The organism is Halalkalibacterium halodurans (assembly GCF_004376175.1).
Taxonomy (GTDB): domain Bacteria; phylum Bacillota; class Bacilli; order Bacillales; family Bacillaceae_D; genus Halalkalibacterium; species Halalkalibacterium halodurans.
This window is the reverse complement of sequence record NZ_SNUY01000028.1, coordinates 1-7,144: the sequence shown is the minus strand read 5'-3', so window position 1 is coordinate 7,144 and position 7,144 is coordinate 1. Positions and strand designations below refer to the sequence as shown.

At 43.4% G+C, this 7,144-nt stretch carries 11 protein-coding genes and 1 pseudogene; 8 read left to right on the top strand and 4 right to left on the bottom strand.

What is annotated here, in order from left to right; genetic code table 11:
• The coding region (locus tag E2L07_RS10600) for an IS3 family transposase (RefSeq protein ID WP_134228916.1) at positions 1-108 on the top strand (108 nt) is incomplete at its 5' end.
• Between the two features lie 81 nt (positions 109-189).
• On the opposite strand, the gene E2L07_RS10595 is transcribed toward E2L07_RS10600, so the two are convergent.
• The gene (locus tag E2L07_RS10595; RefSeq protein ID WP_010899557.1) at positions 190-429 is read right to left on the bottom strand and encodes a NifU family protein; all 240 of its coding nucleotides are present in this window, start codon (positions 427-429) and stop codon (positions 190-192) included.
• A gap of 161 nt (positions 430-590) precedes the next feature.
• Here E2L07_RS10595 and E2L07_RS10590 point away from each other — a divergent pair, with 161 nt between their 5' ends.
• Positions 591-896 carry a YuzD family protein gene (locus tag E2L07_RS10590; protein WP_134229547.1) on the top strand — a complete coding sequence of 102 codons (306 nt, stop codon included), beginning with the start codon at positions 591-593 and terminating at the stop codon, positions 894-896.
• A 69-nt stretch (positions 897-965) separates the two neighbouring features.
• Here E2L07_RS10590 and E2L07_RS10585 read toward each other — a convergent pair whose 3' ends face one another.
• Both E2L07_RS10585 and E2L07_RS21230 read right to left on the bottom strand, forming a co-directional pair.
• On the bottom strand, positions 966-2,033 hold the full coding sequence (locus tag E2L07_RS10585; protein WP_243854943.1) for an NAD(P)/FAD-dependent oxidoreductase: 1,068 nt from the start codon (positions 2,031-2,033) through the stop codon (positions 966-968).
• A 411-nt stretch (positions 2,034-2,444) separates the two neighbouring features.
• Positions 2,445-2,606 (bottom strand): annotated as a pseudogene (locus tag E2L07_RS21230) (TetR/AcrR family transcriptional regulator); the annotation flags it as partial.
• 190 nt (positions 2,607-2,796) lie between these two features.
• Between E2L07_RS21230 and E2L07_RS10580 the strand changes: the two are divergent.
• From E2L07_RS10580 to dapF, 3 genes are all read left to right on the top strand, one after another.
• Positions 2,797-3,033, top strand: coding sequence for a YuzB family protein (locus tag E2L07_RS10580; protein WP_010899554.1), 237 nt, complete (start codon positions 2,797-2,799; stop codon positions 3,031-3,033).
• A 102-nt stretch (positions 3,034-3,135) separates the two neighbouring features.
• Positions 3,136-3,375: a hypothetical protein gene (locus E2L07_RS10575; protein WP_053430364.1), complete on the top strand. Its 240-nt coding sequence runs from the start codon at positions 3,136-3,138 to the stop codon at positions 3,373-3,375.
• Positions 3,376-3,383: 8 nt separating this feature from the next.
• Positions 3,384-4,244 (top strand): diaminopimelate epimerase, encoded by an 861-nt coding sequence (gene dapF, locus E2L07_RS10570; protein ID WP_134229545.1) that lies wholly within the window; start codon positions 3,384-3,386, stop codon positions 4,242-4,244.
• Between the two features lie 185 nt (positions 4,245-4,429).
• Here dapF and mqnE read toward each other — a convergent pair whose 3' ends face one another.
• Complete coding sequence (mqnE, locus tag E2L07_RS10565; RefSeq protein WP_053430366.1) at positions 4,430-5,524, bottom strand: aminofutalosine synthase MqnE; 1,095 nt, start codon at positions 5,522-5,524, stop codon at positions 4,430-4,432.
• 382 nt (positions 5,525-5,906) lie between these two features.
• Here mqnE and E2L07_RS10560 point away from each other — a divergent pair, with 382 nt between their 5' ends.
• The 3 genes from E2L07_RS10560 to E2L07_RS10550 form a co-directional block, all read left to right on the top strand.
• Positions 5,907-6,104, top strand: coding sequence for an aspartyl-phosphate phosphatase Spo0E family protein (locus E2L07_RS10560; protein WP_053430367.1), 198 nt, complete (start codon positions 5,907-5,909; stop codon positions 6,102-6,104).
• A gap of 104 nt (positions 6,105-6,208) precedes the next feature.
• A complete protein-coding gene (locus E2L07_RS10555; protein WP_010899550.1) occupies positions 6,209-6,562 on the top strand; it encodes a HesB/IscA family protein in 354 nt (117 codons plus the stop codon).
• Between the two features lie 172 nt (positions 6,563-6,734).
• A partial coding sequence (locus E2L07_RS10550) for a transposase family protein (protein ID WP_134229345.1) occupies positions 6,735-7,144 on the top strand: 410 nt, incomplete at its 3' end.

Genomic DNA, 7,144 nt, shown 5'->3' with positions numbered 1-7,144 from the left:
GAACTTGACCTTGAACTTTTTGACTACGTTCACTGGTTCAATACTATTCGAATTCATGGATCATTAGATTACTTAACACCGACTGAATACAAGTTAATGAACCTTTAAATAATTGTCCGATTTAGTGTTGACATTCCAGCGAAAAAAAACGGAGCTCAAGACAAGAGCTCCGTACTTTTTAAGGTGAAATTAAAATACTTGTTCGATTTCTTTTACGCCTGGAACTTCCTCAAGAAGCGCGCGTTCGATACCGGCTTTTAACGTAATCGTTGAACTTGGGCAAGAGCCGCATGCACCAAGAAGGCGTACTTTTACGATACCATCTTCAACGTCAACAAGTTCAACGTCTCCTCCATCACGGAGTAAGAACGGACGAAGTTTATCTAACACTTCTTTGACTTGCTCATGCATTTCAGTGCTTGTTTCCATGTGAAAACAACTCCTTTCTTTACCTCTCATTATAATATCCATTACGCAAAAAATCCATGAATGTGCCTCAATTTTCAATGATTTAAGGCGCTAACTCTTGAGGAAAAGGGCGCTACCTTGTAAGATCAAACTAGGACAACACGTGAGGAGAGGGAAGAGCTGTGGGACAATCGATTGAAGTGACCGTGTTTGGAGCAGAAGAAAAGTGTGCTAGCTGCATACATTTACCAAGTGCGAAAGAAACGATGGAGTGGCTGGAAGCAGCGGTTAAGCGTAAGTATCCTGAGCACAATTTTCGATTTCGTTATGTGGATATTAACAAAGTGGTCGAGAAGAAGGATCAAGCTTATGCGGATGCCATTTTAAGCGATGAATATATGTATCCCCTCGTGGTTATAGAGGATGAAGTTGTAGCGGAGGGGAACCCTCGTCTGAAGGACGTATACGCGAAAATTGACGCCATGTAAAAGGTTCCATAATTAAGAAATAAACCCGTACCGCCTTTGTTAAGGTGATACGGGTTTTGGTGTAATCGATCATCCTGAATGATACTTATACATCCAAAGGACACCGCTTTTTAAGACGCGTGGGACACGACCGATCAACGTACGCTCGCCCATTAACCCGAAGCCATGCTTTTTCCCAAGGGAGCCTAGAACTCCTTTTAATTTAATACGCGGAAACTCGTCCGGAAGCGATTCATTGTTCCACCGCTTTTTAAGAACGGTGACAATTTGCTCTGCTTGCCCCTCTGCTAGCTGTGCGCTTGGAGCATGAGGCAAGCTCGCACAGTCACCAACAACAAACACATCTTCGTCTGTTGACAAATGATGATGAGGTGTGAGTACGACCCGACCTTGTTGGTCTTTTTCCACATCAAGATTGCGAACGACGACATTTGGTTGGATTCCGGCCGTCCAAATAATCGCGTCCGATTCTATCCGTTCATCATGATTGTAGACAGCGCCTTCCTCCACCTTTGTTACATTCGACTTGTTAATAATGTCGACCCCGTGGTCAATGAACCAGTTTTGCACGTAATTGCTCAAGCGACGTGGGAACATCGAAAGGATGATGTCGCCACGGTCAAGCAGCTTAATTGTTAAATCTGGTCGGCTTTCCCGTAGTTCACTCGCCAATTCGACCCCACTTAATCCAGCCCCGACGATTGTCACCACTCCTTCTGGACGGACGTTGTTGAGCGCCTCGTACGTTCTCCGTGTGGCTTCCATGCTTTGAATGCTGTACGTATGCTCTTTTGCCCCTGGTACCCCGTGATATTTGTCTTCACAGCCAAGTCCAATAATGAGTGTGTCGTAAGTGAGCGGTTCTCCTTCTTCAAAAAGAACGGTCTTTGAAGCGAGATCGATGGAGGATACGGAACCGTACCTAGTCGATAAGCGCGGGTCTTCAGGAAAGCTCACACGCAAATGATGGTCAGATGCAGTTCCTGCCGCCAGTGCGTAATATTCTGTTTTTAAACAGTGGTACGGCAGCCTGTCTACGAGTGTAATTTCCCAATCAGACGGTAAGTCATTTGGAAGGAGGCGCTGTAAAATCCGCATACCGCCGTAGCCCCCTCCTAAAACAACAAGTTTTTTCATAGCAGAATTTCCCCTTTTCTGAATAATGGCTGATAAGCTTTCTTCTAATAAAGGCATGACTTTCGCTAGGAGCTGTGCCTTTGTCGGTGCAAGATGAGACATCTGCAATCCATAGCAAACATGGCTGTGAATAATGTGGCTCCATACGTGAATCGGAAAATCTTCGCTAAGTTCTCCGCGCTCTTTGGCCTCCTCTAAGAGCACAACCCAATGGGAAAGAATCATTTCCTCGAATTCAACCACATGCCGCCAAATTTGCACTGTCAGTTTCGGATGGGAATCGTATTCTTCAAGCAAATAGGACAAATAGGTGCGAATCTTTTTTAGAATTGGCAGCGATTGAATATGCCTCTGTTCCATATAAACGGAAACAGAGTGAAGGCGATCTTCGGCAAGAGATCTCATAATCGACTCTTTCGTAGGGAAATAATTAAAAAAAGTGCCTTTTGCCACTTGGGCCTTCGCCGTAATTTCTTGGACGGTGGTCGAATCGTACCCTTGCTCACGAAACAGAGAGAGCGCCGCCTCTTCAATGCGCTTTTTTGTTAACGCTTTCTTCGACTGTCCTTTCATATTCGGCTCCTCTCCATACCTGAACTCAGTCAAAAAATGACCACGGTCATATTCCAGTTCTGATTATAACGATAATGTGGCAAAATCACAACAATTTTTCGAAAGGTTTCTGAACAAATGACGTTTCTGAATTAAAATTGACTTCTTTGCTCGCAACGATTAGGATATCAACATAGAGAGGTGAGAAACCATGCGCCCAATTATTGAGTTTTGTTTAAGCAATTTAGCAAGCGGTACACAGAAAGCGATGGAAGAGTTAGAAAAAGATCCGAATCTTGATATTATTGAGTACGGATGTTTAAGCCATTGCGGTAGCTGTGCCAACGATAAATTTGCGCTTGTAAATGGGGAATATGTGTCCGGCGAAACCAATGAACAATTGGTGGAAAATATTTATCATTATTTGGATGAAAACCCAATGTTTTAATCGTGTAAGCAGATGCTAAAGATTAGTATCTGCTTTTCTACTGTTCTTTATCGGTAAACGGTGTATAATGACGGTAAATCACAGAAAAAAGTGGTGGACGTTATGGATGTAATCCCATTTGAAAACACATGGCCGTATGAGCGGATGTCAGGTGATATTTATTTCGATGAGTGCCCGTTTTGTGGCGAAAGGCATGTCCTAACGTCGATGAGCCTTGAGGCGTTAGAGCTTGCAAAAGAAGGTGTAAAAGTATCGATCAATCTTCCTTGTTGTCGGGGGAGATTAACAGTATTGGAAGCTGATGACGATTATTTGTGGACGAATCAAGCGTTGCGAAAGTGAGGAAGACGATGAAATTTACGAAAATGCACGGACTTGGAAATAGTTACATTTACGTTGATTGCTTTAAAGAGACGTTAAAAGAAGAAGAGCTTCCCGCTTTAGCGGTGGCTGTTGCCGATAAAAATAAAGGAATTGGCTCTGACGGAATGATCCTCATTTGCCCCTCAGACCGTGCCCCTGTGAAAATGAGAGTCTTTAACAATGATGGTTCAGAAGCAAAAAATTGCGGAAATGGTCTTAGATGTGTCGCAAAATTTGCATTTGAACACGGGTATGTAAAGGAAACGTCCTTCGACGTGGAAACATTAGGAGGTCTCGTGAAAGCCACTGTGCATCCGAATGACAACGGGTTGGTAGACACGGTGACCGTGAATATGGGGGAGCCAAGGCTACGCCGTGCTCAAATCCCAATGCTTGGTGAAGAGGCGGCAGAAGTTGTGGCTGAACCATTTACAATTGGTGAAAGGGAATACAGATTGACCGCTGTATCGATGGGCAATCCGCACGCGATCCTGTTTGTCGATACGATTGAAGACGCTCCAGTGGAACAAGTAGGGCCGCTCTTAGAGAAGCATGAAGCTTTCCCGGATTGGGTAAACGTAGAATTTGTTCAAGTGGTTAGTCCTACAGAAATTCATTTTCGTGTTTGGGAACGGGGATCTGGTATTACTCAAGCATGTGGAACGGGGGCGTGCGCTGCCGTAGTGGCAAGCGTACTCAATGGATTTACGCAGAAAGGCAAGGAGGTCATCGTTCATTTGTTAGGCGGTGATTTAACGATCAGTTGGTTAGAAAATGGCGATGTGCTCATGACTGGTGCAGCGGAAACAATCTGTGAAGGCACGTATGTAAAAAGTTTATCATATTAGAAAATTAGAAAAGCCGATTTCCTTAAAGGATCGGCTTTTTTTTGCAAAAGACTAATAACATGTAAAGAAAGCATAACTAGAAATGTCTAGCGCAATCTGCCAAAAACGAGGCGACTTGCCGAGAGCACCTACGAATGCATTAGTACGGTCGCTACGTTTTTAATAATGGTTTGCGCTTTTTATAATTAATACGTCTTAATGATATTATAAAATGTATCCCGTTCGACAGGAGTTTTATTCGCGCTTTTGATTAAGTGGATCAGCTCATCACGGGTAATCCCCTGTGACGTTAATGCACCAACAGAGTGAGAAATGCGTTCCTCGATAAGGGTACCGTGAATGTCATCAGATCCGAAGGTGAGCGCCATTTGTGTCAGTTGCACGCCAATGTTAATCCAATACGCTTTAATGTGATCGATATTGTCAAGCATTAGACGACTAATGGCAATCGTGCGCATATCATCAAATGCAGAGGTGCGTCGTTTAAGTCCAGCCTTGACACTACGTGGTTGCATCGCTAATGGGATGAAGACCATGTAGCCGTTTGTCTTATCTTGAAGCTGACGAACGCGGTCCATATGGATCAAGCGCTCTTCATTCGATTCGATCGATCCATACAGCATCGTGGCATGGGTTTTTAACCCTAGCCCATGGGCAATTTCGTGAGCTTCTAGCCATTGGTCAGTTGAAGCTTTATCAGGGCTCATTTTTGCTCGGTATCGCTCGGTTAAAATTTCCGCTCCCCCGCCAGGCAGAGTATCAAGACCGGCTTTGATTAACTCTTCTAGCACTTCCTTCATACTAATTCCCGCCAAGCGTGAGAAAAATTCAATTTCTGCCCCTGTATACGCTTTAACTGTTACTTGTGGAAAATTCTTTTTTAGAGTGCGAATCGTATCCAAATAATAATCGAACGGAACATCTGTGTTATGGCCGCCGACAATGTGAAACTCGCGAATGTTATCGTTCCAGCGCTCTTCTACATAGCGTAACAGGGTTTCGCTATCCATCGTGTAAGCACCTTCTTGGCCGGGTTTGCGCTTAAATCCACAGAATGAACAGTTTGCTTCACAGACATTTGTCGGGTTGATGTACATATTTTCAATAAAGTACACATGATCGCCGTTTTTTTCACTGTTTACTTTATTGGCTAGCTGGGCTACTCCTAGCAGGTCTGAGGTTTCATATAAGTATAGACCATCCTCAATCGTTAACCGTTCACCGTGCTCTACTTTCTCTTGGATTTCCTGGAGCTTCGTATCCGTTAATATAATTCCCATCTTGCACCTCCATGACGAAAACTCGTTCTGTACTTCTATCTATTCAAACATCGCTTTCCATAACATAGGAAAAGGCATTCTCCTATTATACTATCAGAGAAAAGAGAAAAAAAGAAAGAGGATGCTATCTTTCCACCTATAAAAAAGATAAGGAGATGAATGGTCGATCGGCCTAAAAAATGTATCACTTGCCAAAAAAACCGAATAACAGTATAATGTTAAACTGAGAGTGCGTAATTTAGCCTCTTTACATAATAAACGACTTTTTTATCCGTTAATGAAATGCAGGCATAAGGATTGCATGTACAAACAATATTGGGTAAAATATTTTATATATACAGACATTGGAAAACATTTGGTGGAGAAATAGGGGGTGAGGGATGTGTCAAGAACTTTAACAGCAGATGCCTGTATTCAGAAAATAGAATATCTGCGGGAGAAGATGATGGATGCAGCTAAGAAGTATGGGCTCAATCACCCCCTTGTGTTACAATATAGTCAGGAGTTAGACCAAGCCCATAACATTATGTTACGACTTGATGGAAAGAATATAGATTATTGGGAATCCCATTCATTATAATCGTTTATGAGCAGGTTTCTTGTGAGGCGAGCTAAAAAGAGGGTATACTGGCTGTGATGCAACTTCATTGAATGATTCATCCTGTTTCGTTAGGAGGGAACGTGATGATTAAAATTACTGATGCGGCAGTCAATCGCATTAAAGAAATGATGAAAGAAGAAGGCGAAGAAGGCCTTAAGCTACGTGTAGGTGTAAAAGGTGGAGGCTGTAGCGGTCTTTCCTATGGCATGGGGTTTGATAATGAACAGACAGAAGATGACACGCTCCACGAAATTAATGGCTTGTCTGTTTTAATTGATAATGAAAGTGGACCCATATTAAAAGATGTTGTCATTGATTACAAACAAAACATGATGGGTGGCGGATTTACGATTGATAATCCGAACGCCATTGCTACATGTGGTTGTGGCACATCATTTCGAACAGCTACCAACGCAGGAACGCCTGAAGATTGCTAAATAAAATCCCCCTTCCTTCAATGGGAAAGGGGATTTTTGTCTTATTAAAACGGCTCTACAATAAATGTTGGGGTTTTTGCACAAAAGAGGGCAAAAAAAATGCACGCAGGCTCCTTTATCCATTATCCTTGAATTGCCGAGAAACAAAGAAAGGATAGGAGCTGCGTGTACGATGAATTTTACCATGAATTTGCCCGGATTAAAAGGTGTGAAGGTCACAAAGATGGAGGAACGAGAGGGCTTTATCGCGCTCCATGTAGAAATGCCGCGAACGCCTCATCGTTGCCCATCCTGCGGGGAGAGAACCGAGAGAATCCATGATTACCGCATCCAAAAAGTTCAACATCTCAAGCTCTTTGAACGGTGGGTGTATCTATTCTATCGAAAGCGCCGGTACGCGTGCAGATGCGGGAAGCGGTTTGCGGAGAAAGCCTGTTTTGTAGAGCGATATCAGCGTCAGACAGTGGAATGGAATCAAGCGTTTCGCTTACGGCTCATTCAAGGGAAGAACTTTACGGACACAGCGAATCAATTCCAAACGTCCGTGACAACTGCCATGCGCCGGTTTGATCAATTGGCGGC